The organism is Parabacteroides sp. AM08-6 (assembly GCF_003473295.1).
In the GTDB taxonomy this organism is placed as follows: Bacteria; Bacteroidota; Bacteroidia; order Bacteroidales; family Tannerellaceae; genus Parabacteroides.
In genome coordinates, this window is sequence record NZ_QRMP01000017.1 from 57,715 (window position 1) to 75,585 (window position 17,871).

Annotated in this window: 16 protein-coding genes; 11 read left to right on the top strand and 5 right to left on the bottom strand. The window is 39.7% G+C overall.

From position 1 onward, the window contains the following. Nucleotides 1-41: 41 nt before the first annotated feature. A complete protein-coding gene (locus tag DW103_RS11565) occupies nucleotides 42-299 on the bottom strand; it encodes a hypothetical protein (protein WP_122276272.1) in 258 nt (85 codons plus the stop codon). A gap of 243 nt (nucleotides 300-542) precedes the next feature. Here DW103_RS11565 and DW103_RS11570 point away from each other — a divergent pair, with 243 nt between their 5' ends. The 11 genes from DW103_RS11570 to DW103_RS11625 all read left to right on the top strand — a co-directional run bounded on the left by DW103_RS11570 (nucleotide 543) and on the right by DW103_RS11625 (nucleotide 11,071). Then, nucleotides 543-770, top strand: coding sequence for a hypothetical protein (locus DW103_RS11570; protein ID WP_122276274.1), 228 nt, complete (start codon nucleotides 543-545; stop codon nucleotides 768-770). 275 nt (nucleotides 771-1,045) lie between these two features. Beyond that, nucleotides 1,046-2,857: a helix-turn-helix domain-containing protein gene (locus DW103_RS11580; protein ID WP_122276278.1), complete on the top strand. Its 1,812-nt coding sequence runs from the start codon at nucleotides 1,046-1,048 to the stop codon at nucleotides 2,855-2,857. Between the two features lie 12 nt (nucleotides 2,858-2,869). Next, on the top strand, nucleotides 2,870-3,682 hold the full coding sequence (locus DW103_RS11585; RefSeq protein ID WP_122276280.1) for an SDR family oxidoreductase: 813 nt from the start codon (nucleotides 2,870-2,872) through the stop codon (nucleotides 3,680-3,682). A 136-nt stretch (nucleotides 3,683-3,818) separates the two neighbouring features. Then, nucleotides 3,819-4,373: a LemA family protein gene (locus DW103_RS11590; RefSeq protein WP_199653015.1), complete on the top strand. Its 555-nt coding sequence runs from the start codon at nucleotides 3,819-3,821 to the stop codon at nucleotides 4,371-4,373. 3 nt (nucleotides 4,374-4,376) lie between these two features. Next, nucleotides 4,377-5,345, top strand: a complete 969-nt coding sequence (locus tag DW103_RS11595) for a M48 family metallopeptidase (protein WP_122276284.1) — start codon at nucleotides 4,377-4,379, stop codon at nucleotides 5,343-5,345. Between the two features lie 85 nt (nucleotides 5,346-5,430). After that, complete coding sequence (locus DW103_RS11600; protein WP_122276286.1) at nucleotides 5,431-6,603, top strand: Xaa-Pro peptidase family protein; 1,173 nt, start codon at nucleotides 5,431-5,433, stop codon at nucleotides 6,601-6,603. 12 nt (nucleotides 6,604-6,615) lie between these two features. Further along, entirely contained in the window at nucleotides 6,616-8,310 is a 1,695-nt protein-coding gene (locus DW103_RS11605; RefSeq protein WP_122276288.1) for an alkaline phosphatase, read from the top strand. Between the two features lie 71 nt (nucleotides 8,311-8,381). Beyond that, the gene (pyrB, locus tag DW103_RS11610; RefSeq protein WP_122276290.1) at nucleotides 8,382-9,302 is read left to right on the top strand and encodes an aspartate carbamoyltransferase; all 921 of its coding nucleotides are present in this window, start codon (nucleotides 8,382-8,384) and stop codon (nucleotides 9,300-9,302) included. A 7-nt stretch (nucleotides 9,303-9,309) separates the two neighbouring features. Beyond that, complete coding sequence (gene pyrI, locus DW103_RS11615; RefSeq protein WP_122276292.1) at nucleotides 9,310-9,774, top strand: aspartate carbamoyltransferase regulatory subunit; 465 nt, start codon at nucleotides 9,310-9,312, stop codon at nucleotides 9,772-9,774. Continuing rightward, complete coding sequence (locus tag DW103_RS11620) at nucleotides 9,771-10,337, top strand: flavin reductase family protein (RefSeq protein WP_122276294.1); 567 nt, start codon at nucleotides 9,771-9,773, stop codon at nucleotides 10,335-10,337. The genes pyrI and DW103_RS11620 overlap by 4 nt, the downstream gene beginning before the upstream one ends. 5 nt (nucleotides 10,338-10,342) lie before the next feature. Next, a complete protein-coding gene (locus DW103_RS11625; RefSeq protein WP_122276296.1) occupies nucleotides 10,343-11,071 on the top strand; it encodes a porin family protein in 729 nt (242 codons plus the stop codon). Between the two features lie 5 nt (nucleotides 11,072-11,076). On the opposite strand, the gene DW103_RS11630 is transcribed toward DW103_RS11625, so the two are convergent. From DW103_RS11630 to DW103_RS11645, 4 genes are all read right to left on the bottom strand, one after another. Continuing rightward, nucleotides 11,077-12,423 carry a sigma-54 dependent transcriptional regulator gene (locus tag DW103_RS11630; RefSeq protein ID WP_122276314.1) on the bottom strand — a complete coding sequence of 449 codons (1,347 nt, stop codon included), beginning with the start codon at nucleotides 12,421-12,423 and terminating at the stop codon, nucleotides 11,077-11,079. A 420-nt stretch (nucleotides 12,424-12,843) separates the two neighbouring features. Beyond that, the gene (locus DW103_RS11635; protein ID WP_122276298.1) at nucleotides 12,844-15,318 is read right to left on the bottom strand and encodes an ATP-binding protein; all 2,475 of its coding nucleotides are present in this window, start codon (nucleotides 15,316-15,318) and stop codon (nucleotides 12,844-12,846) included. Beyond that, nucleotides 15,315-17,036 carry a phosphoethanolamine transferase gene (locus DW103_RS11640; RefSeq protein WP_122276300.1) on the bottom strand — a complete coding sequence of 574 codons (1,722 nt, stop codon included), beginning with the start codon at nucleotides 17,034-17,036 and terminating at the stop codon, nucleotides 15,315-15,317. Before DW103_RS11640 ends, DW103_RS11635 begins: the two co-directional genes overlap by 4 nt. 266 nt (nucleotides 17,037-17,302) lie before the next feature. Further along, the gene (locus DW103_RS11645) at nucleotides 17,303-17,653 is read right to left on the bottom strand and encodes a hypothetical protein (protein WP_122276302.1); all 351 of its coding nucleotides are present in this window, start codon (nucleotides 17,651-17,653) and stop codon (nucleotides 17,303-17,305) included. Nucleotides 17,654-17,871: the final 218 nt, after the last annotated feature.

Genomic DNA, 17,871 nt, shown 5'->3' on the forward strand with positions numbered 1-17,871 from the left:
TATCTTTTCTCGGGTGATAAATAATCCGAGAAAAGATATGATTATTCTCTTTGTACTTTATAGACTATGTCTAATCCATTAACAGAGACAACAGCCATAGAGGCTATACCCTTTTTTCCTATACACTTCCATTTATAAATGTAACGGTCAGACGAGCTCTTTCCCAAATTATGGCAAATCAATTGACCGGCTTTGTTATAAATCCAAATCTCCACATTCGCACCGGCTTCCGTATGAATTGTAAAATTCACCTCCGGTAACACAGAAACTTGTCCCGATGATAATTTTATAGTTCTCATGTCTCTCAATTTTTTATATGCATAACAAAAGAAATAAATATTATTTACATAACTATGTCAATTAATACAAGCATGTGACAACTTGTCCACAAAAGCATTGAATAACAATAAACAAGATAGCCCTGTGACAAATTAGCACAACTTTGTGACAGAATGAGACAACCATATCTTCCCATTATTTGTTTTTCATTTTTAACATCATTTTCTTTGCAAGAACAAAGACCTCATATTAAATTTTACAACATGAATAAAACGGAAATGGTTCAAACAATTGCAGACAAAGCAAAAATTGACATTGATATTGTAGCAAAGGTTATGGATACCTGTGAGGAAGTCTTGGCCGAAGTCATAAAACAAAAATATGGCAAATTTGCATTGGAGGTTGGCAAACAATTCTCGCACAAAGAAGAAGAAAATGCCAAAATCATACAATTTTCTAGACGTAAAGAGATTGGACACAAAACAAATTAATATATGATATATGATGCTCTGTTCACTTATTCATGCAGAATCACCACAAGCGACTCATATCAGTGTTAGTCATTCACTGATACTAATTGTCGTGATTCTGATTTTAATATTGATAGACATCATATTTTTACTCATATTAAAATATAAATATACCATAGATTTTAAAAATAAGAAATTGGCAGAATATATCGATAAGGCTCTAAAAAAGGAAGACACAAACCCTACATTATATAAATAGAAACAGTATCTTTGCATAAAAAAATAATAAATTTCATATGAAATATTATCATTTGTTACTTTTTATACTGTTTGGCTTAGCTGGAAGTTCCTCCATATTATTAGCCCAAGAAAATTTTCCTGATAGCCTTATCGATATAAAAGCCGCCCGCTATATAGCAGAGACAGACCCGGATAAAGCAATGCGTATTGTTGAACTGGTTCGTAAACAAAATGAGACTCCACAATTTCAAATAGACTGGGTTACAGCACAAATTTATGGAAAAAAAGGATTATTCCGCATGGCCATCGAAACCGCCAAACACACGCTAAAAAATGATTCTGTCCGGAATAATCCCCAATATTTTGTCAATCTGTGCTCCGACATGGTGGAAACCATGATTTATCTTGAAGATTATGAAGAAGCCGTAAAATACACAAATGAAATGCTCAAACAGCTCGACAAGGTTCAATCTATCCCGGGAGTAAAACATAGCCCGACTTGGATGAAAGCTAAAATATATCGAAAGATAGGAGATAAAGAAAAAGCCTACACTTTTATCGATGAAGCCATTAACATGGTAAAACTCAGAATTAAAGAAAAAACAGAAAAGAATATGTCGTTTGTATATGAGTATACAGATCTAATCGCTTATTATCGTGATTTAGCATCTTGGAAAGCTATGGATGATGATTTCGCTACGGCTATTCAGGTGACTCTAAAGGAATATAAAACGTTAGAAAAATTGGAAGCATTCAAGGGGGGACCCTATCCTAAGCAGATTCCCTCGAATGCATTTGAGAAAAAACGGGCATATACAACTGCTCTTTTGGCTTATTATTACGCCCAATCCAACCAAATAGCTAAAAGCGACCATTGGTTTCAGGAACTTCAAAAAAGTCCTGAAATCAATGATTCTGACGTACAAAATGTACTCTTAAATTATTATCAGGCAAAAAAGGACTATAAAAATGTAATTAAAACCGCACTTCCTTTTTCAAACTTCAGCAAGGCAGGAGACAGTATTAATACAATTCGCCGGATGGCTTACCTGAACCTCGCTGATGCCTATCAGAAAATCGGACAACCGGAACAAGCTCTCTCTTACACACAAAGAGCATTGGCCCAAACAGACAGCTTAAACTATAGAAAGCAGAAGAACAACGCCCTAGAAATGATGACTATTTACGAAACACAGGAGAAGGAAAAGCAAATACAAGAACAAAAGGTAGAACTTCAAACCAATCGTATACTACTTTTTACGGCAATAGGTATCGGTTTGCTACTCGGACTATTACTTTGGCTGAAAGTATATAGCCTGCGACAAACACGACATAAAAATCGTATTATGGTAAAACAAATCAACGAGCTTCTATCTTACCGGGATGAATTGAATTTAATAAAAAAACAGATACACGGCTATGCCCAACCGGCAAATCCATCCGAAGAAGAAATCATACCGGAAGAAAAAAATGAAAATATATCAGAAGAGATTGGCAGTACCAATGAGGTCCCCTCCGATGATATTGAAAGTAGAAAACGTTTCGAAGAACTGGAATATATCATGATCACCGAACAGCTTTATCTCAATCCGGAACTGACAAGGGACTCTTTAGTGAAACGTACCCGCATCAATAAAAATCGGATAGCCCAAATCATACAAACATTTGCCGGCACTAATTTCAACGGATACGTCAATAACATGCGATTGGAACATTCAATTTTGCTACTTCGGGATTATAAAAATCATACCGTTCAGGCAGTTGCTACAGATTCCGGTTTCAATAATGTCCGAACATTTTATCGTCTCTTCCGCGAGAAATACGGAATGACACCAATAGAATACCGCCAAACAATCCTGGATATGTAAAAAATCAAACAAATGGTAATACAAAATATTATTCTTGTAACCGGGGCCTCATCCGGATTCGGTAAAATTACAGCTTCTTTATTGGTACAACAGGGACATATCGTATATGGCACAAGTCGAAAAGAATCCAATGATACTACGGATGGAATAAAAATGCTAAAAATGGATGTGACAGACTTCTGCTCCATACAACAGGTTGTCAATCAAATCATTGCCGAACAAGGACATATTGATGTTCTTATCAACAATGCAGGAATAGGCATCAGCGGAGCTTTAGAATTAGCAACCGAAGATGAAATTTCCCAACAAATAAATACAAACTTTTTAGGAATAGCAAAAGTCTGTAGTGCGGTTTTACCTTATATGCGCAAAGAAAGAAAAGGCAAAATCATAAATATAAGTTCTATAGCGGGTATGATAGCCGTGCCTTTCCAAGGCTTTTATTCAGCATCCAAATTTGCAGTTGAAGGATACAGTGAAGCTTTAGCAGCTGAAGTATATCCTTTCGGAATCCGAGTTTGTCTGGTTGAGCCCGGTGATTTTCGGACAAGCTTTACGGCAAACCGAAATATATCAAATAAAACTTTGGCTGATAATGATTACAAAGAAACATTCGTCCGCATAATGAAAATCATAGAGAAAGAGGAGAATGAAGGAGCTTCTCCGAAACTGTTGGGATATAAAATCTGCAAGTTAATTTCAAAAAAGAATCCCCCATTCAGGACACTAGTCGGACCTACCGGACAAGTATTGTTCGCCAAGTTAAAAAACTGGTTACCAAATAAATTATCACACTACATCATCAAGAAATTTTATCAGATATAACCAAATACAAAAAGACGAAAAGGAAAAACAAATTTAAAACTTCAGTATAAAGCAGGCAAATCAGACTTTTTATTTATCTTTGCTACGTGACTATAAAAAAGAGAGATAAAAACAAATAATTTAATAGTAGAAGATTATGACCATTATTATTGTTGCTGTTTTGGTTATACTGGGAGTATGGATTATCTCACTGTATAATACGCTGGTTAAGCTAAGAAACAACCGTGAAAACGCATTTGCTGATATTGATGTCCAACTCAAACAACGTCACGACCTCATTCCGCAATTGGTAGAAACCGTAAAAGGCTATGCCTCACATGAAAAAGAGACACTAGAGAGAGTAATCAATGCACGTAACGGAGCCATGAGTGCTAAAACCATCGATGATAAAATTGTGGCTGAAAATGCACTTTCATCTGCATTGGCCGGATTGAAGATTACGCTTGAAGCATACCCGGATCTGAAAGCAAATCAGAATTTTCTTCAGTTGCAGGAAGAAATTTCCGATCTTGAAAATAAACTTTCCGCCGTACGTCGTTACTTCAATTCAGCCACCAAGGAGTTGAATAATTCCGTCCAAACATTCCCCTCCAATATAATTGCAGGTATGTTCGGTTTCCATAAGGAGATGATGTTTGACTTGGGCGAACAACGTGCAACATTGGAAGAAGCTCCGAAAATCAAGTTCTAAGAGATGCAATACGTCGGCATACAAACCCAACAAAGCAGGAATAATTTTCGCTCCCTGCTTTTGTTGCTTTTATTTCCCTGCCTAATAGCCGGGCTGACTTACTTATTCTGTTTTTTACTGCACTTTCTGACTTACAATGACAATGGTAGGGATACGGCACAATTACTGTCGCATACTACAGCCATGTTTATTAACATTCTACCCTATGTAATCGGAGGTGTATTGATTTGGTTCATCATTGCCTATTTTACAAACACCTCAATTATCAATGGGGCTACAGGTTCGCAACCGCTCTCCCGCAAAGAAAATAAACGGGTATACAATCTTGTTGAAAATCTTTGTATGAGCCAGGGAATGAAAATGCCTCAAATCAATATTATTCACGATAATTCTCTGAATGCCTTTGCCAGTGGTATTAACGAACGTTCATATACGATTAGCCTTTCGCAAGGCATTATCGATAAGCTAAACGACCAAGAATTAGAAGCTGTAATTGCTCACGAGTTATCACACATCCGCAACCGTGATGTGCGCTTGCTTATTATTTCCATCGTTTTTGTCGGTATTTTTGCAATGCTCTCGCAAGTGGCTTTACGCTCCTTCTATTATTCGTCGATGGGACGCAGAAGGGATGATAAAAATAACACAGCCGTTATTATGCTTTTAGTCATGCTAATAGCCGCTATCGGTTACTTTTTCTCACTATTGATGCGTTTTGCCATTTCTCGTAAACGGGAATATCTGGCTGATGCCGGCTCTGCAGAAATGACTAAAAACCCGCTCGCCCTCGCCAGCGCCTTGCGAAAAATATCAGCCGACCCTGATATCGAAGCAGTCCAGAGAGAAGATGTAGCCCAACTGTTTATCGAACATCCGGGCAAACAGGCAAAAAGCGGACTAAACGGTTTAAACGGACTTTTTGCAACCCATCCACCTATTGAAAAACGAATACAAGTACTCGAACAATTCTAATTTTAATCAATATTTAATATATAAATTCATTCCAATCGTGGCATTAATTTAATATCTTTGATGCCAGATAAAAGAAGTGTTGGAAATGATACAAAAAGAATTGATTAACGACTTGCAACTGAAATGGAGTCGTATGCAGCAAGCTATGCAAAAAATAAACGCCGACGGATGCTTGCTGAGTGTGGATGTGAATCTGTATTATACTACCGGACTAATTTATAGTGGATATTTTTATCTTCCGGCAGAAGGAGAACCTTGGTTTTTCATCAAACGTCCTAACGGGTTAAAAGGTAAAAACGTAGAATATATCCGCAAACCTGAACAAATGGCCGAATTATTTGCGTCTCGCAATATTGAAATGCCAAAAAGACTCTTACTCGAAGCAGACGAACTGACATACAACGATTACATGCGTCTACAAACCATTTTTAATCCGAAAGAAACAGTTAATGCTACAACTCTGATGCGTACCATTCGCCAGATAAAAACACCTCACGAAATAGAGCTGTTCCGCATATCAGCCCGGCAACATGCCAAAACTTATTCAGAAATACCGGAATGTTTCCATCCCGGAATAACAGATTTGGAATTTCAGTACGAAATAGAGAGAAGAATGCGGAAAAACGGTTCTATCGGATTATTCCGAGCTTTCGGAGCCAATATGGATATTTTTATGGGGAGCATTTTAGCAGGAGAAAATGCGGAAAGCCCTTCACCTTTCGATTTTGCTTTGGGTGGTAACGGCATGGACTCTTCGTGCCCTTTGGGAGCAAATGGCACCGTATTAAAAGATGGTACTGCTATCATGGTCGATATGGCGGGTAATTACACGGCTTATATGACAGATATGACCCGCGTTTTTTCTGTGGGAAAATTAACGGATTTAGCCTATAGGGCCCACCAGACCGCACTTTTCATACAAAGTGAAATAGAAAATTTGGCACGCCCGGGAGTTCCTTGTGCAGAATTGTATGACATTGCTGTCAAAATAGCTGAAAATGAAGCTCTCTCTCCCTATTTTATGGGGACCAAGCAACAAGCTAAATTTGTCGGACATGGCATCGGCATCCAAATTAACGAATTGCCGGTACTGACGCCTCGCTCTAAAGAAGTATTAGCTCCCAATATGGTTTTTGCGCTGGAACCTAAGTTCGTTATACCGGGAGTAGGAGCTGTAGGTATCGAAAACAGTTTTCTTGTTACAGACACAGGATTAGAGAAACTGACTATATTTAAAGAAGAAATCATTCAACTATAAATTACACATCAGATGAAAAAAACAATTACTTTTCTGCTTTTACTGGCAGTCGTTCTGATTCCCATTAAAGCTCAGGATGTACAAAACGTAAAGCCTGTAAAAAATGTGATCCTGCTAATTCCGGACGGGACATCACTGGCTACCGTATCAATGGCCCGCTGGCTACAGTGGTATACAAACCCTGATATGCCGAAACTAAATATCGACCCGTATCTTTGCGGAACAGTTCGTACACATTCCTCCAATGCACCGATAGGCGACTCTGCCCCTACTACATCCTGCTATATGACAGGATATCCGAGTCGTACAGGCTACGTATCGACTTATCCCGAACATGATGGAGACAACGATATTTATCCGACCGATCCCCAACGTGCCTTCCAACCGATGACGACAGTGTTGGAAGCAGCCAAAATGGTTTATGGAAAATCCACCGGTCTGGTTTTTACCTGCGAATTTCCACATGCAACTCCGGCAGACTGCTCCGCGCACAGTTACAACCGTGGCAAATATGAATGGATTGCTCCGCAAATGGTACATAATGATTTGAATGTTGTAATTGGAGGTGGTGTATCCATCCTGACTCCGGAAGAAGAAGCTTATCTGACAGAAAATGGATACGGTGTATTCAAAAATGATATTAGCGGAATGCGTAATTTCAATGGAAACAATATGTGGGCACTATTCGGTGATAGAGAAATGGCTTACGATATTGACCGTGATCCGGCTCAACAACCATCCTTGGAAGAAATGACCCGCAAAGCAATTGAAAAACTGTCTAAAAATCCGCAAGGTTTCTTCCTGATGGTTGAGGGTAGCAAAGTCGACTGGGCTGCTCATGCTAACGATCCGGTAGGTATGGCTACAGACTTCCTCGCCTACGACCGTGCTTGCGGTGCTGCTTTGGAATTTGCCCGTCAGAATGGAGAAACAGCTGTTATTATGGTTCCGGACCACGGAAACAGCGGCATCAGCATCGGAAGAAGAAGCTGTACCGGTTACGATAAATTAAGCAAGGAGCAATTATTCCATCAATTCTCCCTGTATAAGCTGACAGCAGAAGGTTTTGCTAAAAAATTGAACAGCGAGCCGGCCTCTGAAGTACAAAATATTTTCCGTACTTATGCAGGTTTCGAACTGACCCCGGAAGAGCTGAACGCTTTAAACAATTGTAAAGATTATAAGAACAGTCCGATTCCCGCCGACAAACGCTCGTCCAAGAACGTAGAGGCCTCTTTATACAGTGGCTCTCTTACTTCATTCATGGCGAACTTGCTTACATCAAAAACTTGCTTCGGCTTTACAACCGGAGGACATACCGGTGAAGATGTATTCCTGGCTGCTTATCATCCGCAAGGTAGATTACCTATGGGTATGCTCACCAATATTGAACTAAATCATTACATGTGCGCCCTTTTCGGCATGAACCATGATAAGCTGGACGAACTGACAGCTCAGAATTTCGCACCTCATACGGAAGTATTCAAAGATTTCAAATGTGAAATCATTCCATCGAAAGAAGAAAAGGGTTCTCCTACCCTCGTAGTCAAAAACAAAAAGAAACAATTGAATATTACTCCGTTCAGCAATATCGTAACAATCGGAAAGAAAGGACAGGAAGATATTCGCCTGAATTCGGTTATTGTTTATGTAGATAAAAATAATACTTTCTACCTGCCAACAAAGCTAGCGGAATATCTGCAATAAAAATAAAGCGGAGGCCCTTCAGTCTCCGCTTTTTTTATACATTTGCAACATAAGACAGAATATACACAACAATGAAAAGTAAAAGTTTAGTTTCTATCGACCAATGTTCCAAAGAGGACATTCTTCGTATTCTGGATAACGCCAGGAAGTTTGAAGCAAATCCGAACCGGAAAGTGCTGGAAGGGAAAGTGGCCGCCACCTTGTTTTTCGAGCCCTCCACCCGTACACGCCTGAGCTTCGAGACAGCTGTAAACCGGTTGGGCGGACGTATAATTGGTTTTTCGGATGCTTCCACCACCAGTTCTTCCAAGGGAGAGACTCTGAAAGATACAATTCTGATGGTAAGCAATTATGTTGACCTCATCATTATGAGACACCATTTGGAAGGTGCAGCCCGTTACGCATCGGAAGTGACAGATATTCCGATTATCAATGCCGGAGACGGAGCCAACCAACATCCTTCACAAACGATGCTGGATTTGTACTCTATCCAAAAAACACAGGGGAAACTAACCGATTTGACCATCACGATGGTCGGAGACCTGAAATACGGACGTACGGTCCATTCCTTGATTGTCGGAATGTCGCATTTTAACCCGACATTCAATTTTATTGCACCCAACGAACTTCGCATGCCGGACGAACAAAAGAACTTTTGCGACAAGCATGGTATCAAATACAGCGAATATACCGAATTCACAGAAGATATCATCAATCAATCGGATATTCTTTATATGACTCGTGTACAACGGGAACGTTTCACCGACCTGGAAGAATATGAACGGGTTAAGAATGTGTATATTCTCAAAAACGACATGCTGAAAAATAGTCGCGAAAATTTACGTATCCTGCACCCGCTGCCTCGTGTAAATGAGATTGCTTATGATGTGGATGACAATCCGAAAGCCTATTATATCCAGCAGGCCCGCAACGGATTATTCGCCCGCCAAGCTATTATTTGTGAAGTTTTAAACATTCAAATCGACAATTAATAAAGTTATGTCAGCAGAAAAGAAAAAAGAATTGCAGGTAGCCGCTTTAGAAAACGGGACTGCTATCGACCATATCCCTCCTTCCCAGTTATTTAAAGTAGCCAAATTACTGGGATTGGAAAAGATGGACAACACTATTACTATCGGGAATAATTTTCATAGTAATAAAATGGGATGTAAAGGTGTTATTAAAATATCGGATAAATTCTTCGAAGAAGATGAAATTAACCGTATTGCTCTCATCGCCCCGAATGTTATCCTGAACATTATCCGCGATTATGAAATTGTTGAAAAGAAAACGGTTACCCTCCCGGAAAAATTGGTAGGACTGGTCAAATGTAATAATCCGAAATGTATCACCAACAATGAACCGATGCCAACCCGCTTCGATGTTATAGACAAAGAAAAAGGGACCATAAAATGCCACTATTGCGAACGCAAAATTAACAAAGAAGATATTATTGTAAAATGAAACATGACTGGAAGCCCGGTACAATGATTTATCCGCTACCCGCAGTAATGGTAAGTTGCGGTTCCGAGCCTTCGGAATACAATATCATAACCGTTGCATGGGTCGGTACAATCTGTACCAACCCACCAATGTGTTATATATCTGTCCGTCCGGAGCGTCACTCTTATCCTATTCTGAAAAAGAACATGGAATTTGTGATAAACCTGACGACACGTTCACAGGCATTTGCTACAGACTGGTGTGGAGTCAATTCCGGAAAAGAGCATCATAAATTTGAAGAGATGAAACTAACTCCGGGAAAAGCATCAATAGTAAATGCTCCAATCATTCAGGAATCTCCACTTTGTATCGAATGCCGGGTTAAAGAAGTCATCGCTTTGGGAAGTCACGATATGTTTATTGCCGATGTGGTAAATGTACAGGCAGACGACGCATATCTGGACCCTGAGACAGGAGCATTCGATATGCAACGAGCCGATTTACTGGCCTACTCACATGGTAAATACTATGGGTTAGGCGAATTTGTCGGAAAATTTGGCTGGTCGGTAAAAAAGAAAAAATAAGACTCATGAAAAAGTTATGCCTTTTATTGCTATCATTTTTATTTTGCTTATCTCCGATACATGCGCAAAAATTTATACAAATTAAAGATAAGGCATTCAACTGGGGAGGAAAAGTAGGATTCAGTTCCACATTCCCGATTATCAATTCACTGACAATCAACGATGTTAAAGCAGAAGATATAAACATGCAATACAAGGTCGGCTATCTGGCTTCTGTTTTTGCCCGTGTAAACATCGAACACTTTTTCATTCAACCTAATCTTTCCTGGCGATACGCCGAAGGAGATATTCGTTTCAACATACCCGAAAAAGAAGGAGAAATTCCTCTTTTTCCAAATAATCTTTCTATTTATTCCAGCAATCAAATAAAATACAAAACAGCATCCATCGAACTTCCGGTTATGGTTGGTTTTTACCTGGTTAAAGAAGGTCCTTATGCTTTGAGTATGATGATAGGTCCTAACATCAGATACACATACAAAAGCAATTATACAACCAACATGAAGGACTTCCCGCAAGAATATACAACCGACAATACCCCGTTCGGTGTCAGCATCGCAACAGGGCTGGGAGTAAGTATCTGGAGGCTGTTTCTTGATTTTACTTACGAATTCGGCATTAATCAAGTTGAATCCGATTTTAAAGACCGGTTATCACATTTACCAACAGAAGGAAGTATGTCCATCGACAGACGCACAAACGCGATGAGTTTCTCCTTAGGCTTCCTTTTCTGACTTTTTCAATCTAAATGATAGATTTTCAGCTTATTATAAAGAGTTTTCCGATCAATTCCTAATAATTGGGCAGCTTTGGTTTTATTATTGCCAGCTTCCTGCAAGGCTCTCTTTATCAAGTCGCATTCGTGCTCTTCATTCTTCAACTGAATATTTACGGAAACAGCCGGCATCTCTGTCAGCTCTTCCGGAAGTTCCTTTCGGGTAATATAACGTCCTGTAGCTAATAAAGTTGCATATTTAATCGCATTCTTCATCTGACGAAGATTCCCCGGCCATGAATAAGATTGGAAAATCCGGACAGTCTCAGTATCAAAACCTATAATATCTTTTTGCAACTCATTATTTGCCTGGTCCAGAAAAGTATTGGCAAACAAAAGTAAATCCTCTTTCCGTTCCTTCAAATCCGGAATACGAACAGAAAATTCATTAATACGGTGATATAAATCTTCACGGAAATCCCCTTTATCAATGGCCATCCGCAAATTTTCATTTGTTGCTGAAATCAAACGGACATTGATAGATATTTCCTGATTACTTCCAATAGGCTTTACTTTTCGTTCCTGCAAAGCGCGGAGTAATTGCACCTGTACCTCATAAGATAAATTGCCTATTTCATCCAAGAATATCGTTCCCCCCTGAGCTGCGACAAAAGCACCTTCCTTATTATCGATAGCACCGGTAAACGAACCTTTGACATGTCCAAAAAATTCGGAAGCCGCCAAATCCTTCGGAATTGCTCCACAATCTACTGCAACAAAAGGAGCTTTCCTACGATTACTTTGTTCGTGAATACGCCGGGCCACATACTCTTTGCCTGTTCCACTCGAACCGGTAATTAAAACAGACATATCCGTCGGAGCCACCAATCGTACATGTTCGTAAAGTTGGTGTGCTGCAGGACTTTGCCCTTCTATATACTGACTGTTATCTGGCTCTGAGTGTTTGGGGGAACGAACCACATGAGATGTCTGAGAAACAGATACCCGATTATCTGTATTTATCACATCTCGAATCTTCCCCAACAATTCTTCAGTGTTCAAAGGTTTGGCAATATAATCGGAAGCACCTAACTTAATCGCTTGTACGGCCGTTTGTATTTCAGCATAGCTCGTCATCATAATAACAGGCATCGACGCATTTTTTTCTTTGATCCACTTAAGTAAATCAATCCCATCCCCGTCCGGTAAACGCAAATCCGACAGAATCAAATCAAAAGTAGCGTTCTCTATCCGAACCTTTGCATCCGAAACCGACGAAGAAGCCATCACATCGAAACCTTTCTTTCCAAGCCATGTTTTCAACATCAATGAAAACGTTAGATCATCTTCTATAATCAGAATAGAGAGCATAATATTCATTATTTATTCCGAATACAAAGGTAATGAATTTGACGCAATCTAAGAAAAAATCATCGTATAACAATAATCCCATACCCTAAATAGATAAAAGAATCTCCCATGAAAAGAACTATAAAATGGTATAATACAAAAAAAGTACCCTTGCGAGGCACTCTTTTTGTTTGCAGACTTAAATTGAATACTCAGACTTAATAAAATTGTTTAAACGGTTTTAATGTAGAAACGTCCACTTACATTTCTTGATAAAGAAAAGACTAATATCGTGCCAAACTATTCCGGCATGCACGTTTTTTTTGTAATATACTCTATATGAACAGATAAGTAATACAGAATGTTTTATGAGAGATAAAAAATACAATCGCCAGTCGTGGAAACCGTGGACAGGAATGTGGATTTTTTCCACACATTTTTCTACAATGAAGTTGCTGCTTGCCGTACAATCTCAGAAACACGCGTTATAACATCCGCTAAAAGGTGCTGCCATCCATCCGTGGATAGCGCCTCATCATTTTTCTCCAAGACTCTCAACTGGGCAACCAACTCTGTGGCCCCCAGCATTGTAAATAAAGGAATTAATTTGTGGGATATTTTACCAGCCTGCTCCTTGTCAATAGTATCCAATGCCTGTCGTAACAAGGAGATACTTTTATTTGTTTCTTCTGTAAAAGTCCGGATAATAGAGTCTGAAGCCTCTTTATCCTCTCCTGCAAAAGCCGTCAAAGAAGCAAAATCGAGTTTGAAGGAGGCATCAGCCCGGATATTGACAGACAATAACTCATTTAATAAAGAAATTAATTGTTTTGCCGTAAAAGGTTTATTCAGGAAACCGGTGAAGCCTGCTTCCAGATAATGAGTATGTTCATTCTCCAGACTTGCCGACAAAGCTATGACCGGAATAGAATCCGCTCCCGGAATACCGGACGTACGTATTGCATCTAATAATTGGAATCCATCCATTTCCGGCATCTGAATATCCGTTATCACCGCATCAAATACAGTATTCTGTAATAAGCCGGGGACCGAATAGGGATTCGTACAACAAGAGACCTGTACATGGTTACGCTTTAAAAACTCCTCTGTCAATGCCAATTGTAACGGATCATCATCGACTAAAAGACAGTGTACTTCCCTATCGGCAAAAGCAGATATTTCTTCTTCCTCTTCTTCCGGAGAAGCAACCGGAAGAGTTTGCACATCGGACTCTTTCAACGGCAATTCAATCTTAAAATCACTACCTTTTCCCGGAATACTTTCTAAGGAAAGAGTTCCCCCCATCACCTCAATCAGTTTTTTTGTAATAGACAGACCAAGCCCGAATCCTTCCTCCTTTTCCGTAGTCGAAAGACGAGTAAATTCACCGAAAATCTTCTCTTGTTCCGCTTGGGGGATACCAGGTCCCGAATCACTTACAATGATTGCTAGCAAAGTATTTTCCACAGAATATTTCACTAAAAGGACAATGCGCCCCTCATGTGTGAACTTAATGGCATTAGAAAGCAAATTACTAACGACCTGACGCATACGTATCGGGTCCCCCATATAGATACGCTCCATTCCTTCCTCCTTCAGGTTCAAAACAAACTCAAGTTGTTTTGCTTCTGCTATCGGACGGAAACTGGCATATATCTCATTGAAAAGTGCCGACACACTAAACGGGACATGCTGTATCTCCATTTTCCCGGATTCCAGGCGATGGAAATCCAATAAACCATTCACCAGGGAAAGAATATGCTCGGCCGAACCTCCCATATTTTCCAAATAGTATTGCTGGCGTTCATCCGGCCGGCGTCTTTGCAGCAATTCGATATATCCGATAATAGACGAAAGCGGAGCACGAATATCATGACTGATAGTCAACATCAATTTTTCCCGCTTCCGGAGTAAATCTTCCGCATACAATTTCGCCTTCTCCAATTGCTGCCTGTAGTATTGGCTTCGCGAAAGATCTCGTGTAATCATAACAATGAAAACAACCACAATAATCAATGATAGAACAGCAATGCCGGCAATCAGAAAGGATGTTTCACTCAGTAATTTCTGTTTCTTTTGTACCCGTTCAAGAGATGCGTTCATCTCATCTTCTTCAATATCGCGAAGCATTTGATTGATACGGCTGGTAATGACACTGTTATTATAACGCAGATTAGCAGCCCGTTCTTGCAGTTCATTGATTAGCAATCTCCGTTGATCTGCTACACTATCCTGCAAACTTTTCAAGACCGTCACAATCGTATCTGCCGGATTAAAAGCATTCACAAGTGTATCCGTCACAATCTGCCGTGTCGTATTCACAACAATCGATGTATCTTCTTTAGGAGGAGCAAAAACATCGGCCAAACGGCGAAAAAATCCACGGGATTTACGATTCGGGGATTTAACCGTATCCTGATGAACAATTACACGTTCCTGAATTCCCACTTGTTCGATGACGGTATCTTGCCGGGCTATCACTTCCTCTATATTCCGGGTATATAAATGCTCGGCATTTGTTTCTTGCCAAGTTTCCAGCAAATTCCGGGTATTCCGCCGCTTTTGCTGTATCAAATCTTTAATTGTATCGATTTTAGAGAGTAAGATTGAATCCGTAACCAACGTACGCAATGTATCCATGTTTTGAAGAGCCTTGTTCAATGCCCGGTTAAAGTGGTTGATTTCACCCTGCGGCATTCCGATAAGTTGTCCCATAGCCTCACTTTCATACAAAAGCGACAACGTATTTGTTACCAAATAAACTTTCTCACGTGCTTTGCTCCCCCCCGGATCATCTTCCGCAGCTATTTTTTCAATAATATCATAAATATACAAAACCGAGCATACGGCTATTATAATTAACAATAAATAGCCGACAATCACTTTAAGGGTAATATGTCCGTTTTGCTCGCTCATTCATCTTTATCATATACAATTCCCCATTTATCCAGCATTTCGAAATCTGCTTTTTTCAGTCCCATTTTCCAGAAAGGAACCGGTTCGTCGTGATCACCCAAAAACATGCGGTCACGTACGGTAAAAGCACTGCTCGTCAAAGCCAATGTCGAATCCGACTCATCGGTTCTTACGCCCGCAATATCCAACATCGTATGGAAAACACTATTTGTACTTACCGGCACTGACTCATGCGCAAGGGCAGTCTGGTATTTTTCGGGAAATATATCACGATATTCTTCAGAAAACCAGAGAATATAAGGTATATGCAATTGATAATAAGTCGGTATCGGCGACGCATGCAAATAACGGTTGCGGGAATCATCGAATATGTCTTCACCATGGTCACTCAAATAAAGCATGGAAGCACATGCGCCTGTTTTTTCCAAAAGCCCGGCCACTTCACTCAGAACATAATCCGTATAATGGATTGAATTATCATAAGCATTGCGCAACTCTTTTTTATATGAGGCCCGGATTCCTTCCGCTTTATCAGGCATATAAAAGCAAAATTCCTTAGGATAACGTTCATGGTAATTAAAATGCGAACCATAGGTATGCAAAACGATAAACATATTATCGTCCGTCTTTTTCAGTTCCTTTTCCAGATAGGGCAACAAAGCCCCATCATGCAAAGATGTCAGGTAAGAACCGGTTTTAAACGAACTCATATCGATAAAAGTATCCGCTTCCCGGTAAAAAGCGCCAATCATTGAGGTAGTCAGTTTCTGATTGGCGATTACCAACGTTCGGAAACCGGCCTCCTTAAAAGCCGTCACAATACTTTTCTCATCGTAAATAACACCGTAATTTTCAGCACTGGCAGCCGAAAGGATAATCGGAACACTCTTATGTGTATTATTCGATTGTGTAATCACATCCTTAAAATGGACCAGTCCGTTCAGTTTTTCCAACCGGGGCGTAGTCTTCCTTTCATATCCGTACAAGCTCCATTCCATGGCACGGGAAGTTTCGCCCACTACCAAGACATAGATTTCACGCTTACCGTCCGCATGAGCAAAACGGCTCGAATTAAACTTAAAATCGGCAGAGGTAAGATGATAATTAGCATTCTTCTCCGATTTCGTTACGGCAAAATACAAGTTATAAAGTGCATTGGCCGGATAGATATCATTTTTAAGTGAGAAAAGGAAATCCTGCAACGGAGCCAAACAGCAGAACAAGACACCAACCAAGAACATTCCGAAACTTCTTACAGCCCATTTCTTACGGAAAGATACGGAAAGTTTCTCTTTCATCCGTATCGAATGATAAGCCAACCACAAAGTAGGCAAGGTATAAAAGAAAAACACACAAATGATAACCAGAAAAATATTTCCCAACAATTCGCTTGCTTCAGACGCATTGGAACTGGTTAGATTCAAAAACATATCCACAGCGATAACCGATTCGCCAAACAGATACAACAAGACTAACTGACCGCCATCCAATATCACCTTGGGGAGCAAACACCATACAACGATACCCGGCTTCTTAGCCAACAACAGGACCGCATACCAGAAAGCCAACGGCAACAACAAAGAAGCAATCCCCACAGTGACAGGCAAAAGTTCAGTAAAAAACAGCACACAGTTCGGGATAATAAACAATAACCCGAACAGGAAATATGCATGTTTCTGTGAAGATAACCAATGTATGATATTAAAAAAAAACTTCATCGATTTTTCGCCGTAAATACCTAATTTAATCAACTATTCTCCTCTCTTTCTGAAAAATATCTTCAGTAACTTACAAAAGTAGATGTTATCTCTCATATAAGCATACAGCAGAAGCACAAAAAAAGTTATTTCAAGTTAGTTGCATTTCCGTTACACCCCTGTTTCAACCTTTCACCTTTTTCCAATATTCACCGACCGATTTCTTTACCTCCTTGTGCAACAACAAAATACCTATCAGGTTCGGCAATGTCACAAATAGACTGACCTCAGACTGCACTGATTTTCTGAATAACACGGATAAACTCCTCATTTGTAATATCGAATACCGGCTCTTTATAATTCACATAGTCCTCAAAATAATCACTGGCTATATCCGCTACAATCTCTGCTCCGTCCAATCCAAATGAATCGAGCAATTTCTCCGCTTTTGTACGAACCTGGCGTATGACTTGCAAACGGTCTTCGTAGCGCTCCGGCTTTTCTTGCTCCGTAACATGCTCATTGCGGGCTATCAAATAGATAATCGTATAAAACTTATCCACATTACCGAACACCGGTACAAACAGCATTTTCTTTTCTTCCGGCAATGCAGCCAAAGTATCTTGTATTTTTGTCATATTTCTTATTTATCAAAAATACAAAGGTATGGATTTTTATCTTTTCCGTATCCTCCATTTATCTTCTTTATAAAACTTTTTTCTTCAGCCAGCAATGCCTCGTACTTTCAAGTATTAATGAGAAAGTTACAAGGATACATCTTAACGAAATCAGGGAACGTATTTGAAAATTGTTGCCACAGGGCAAACGCATTAGGAATAAAAATCAAAAGCCCCTT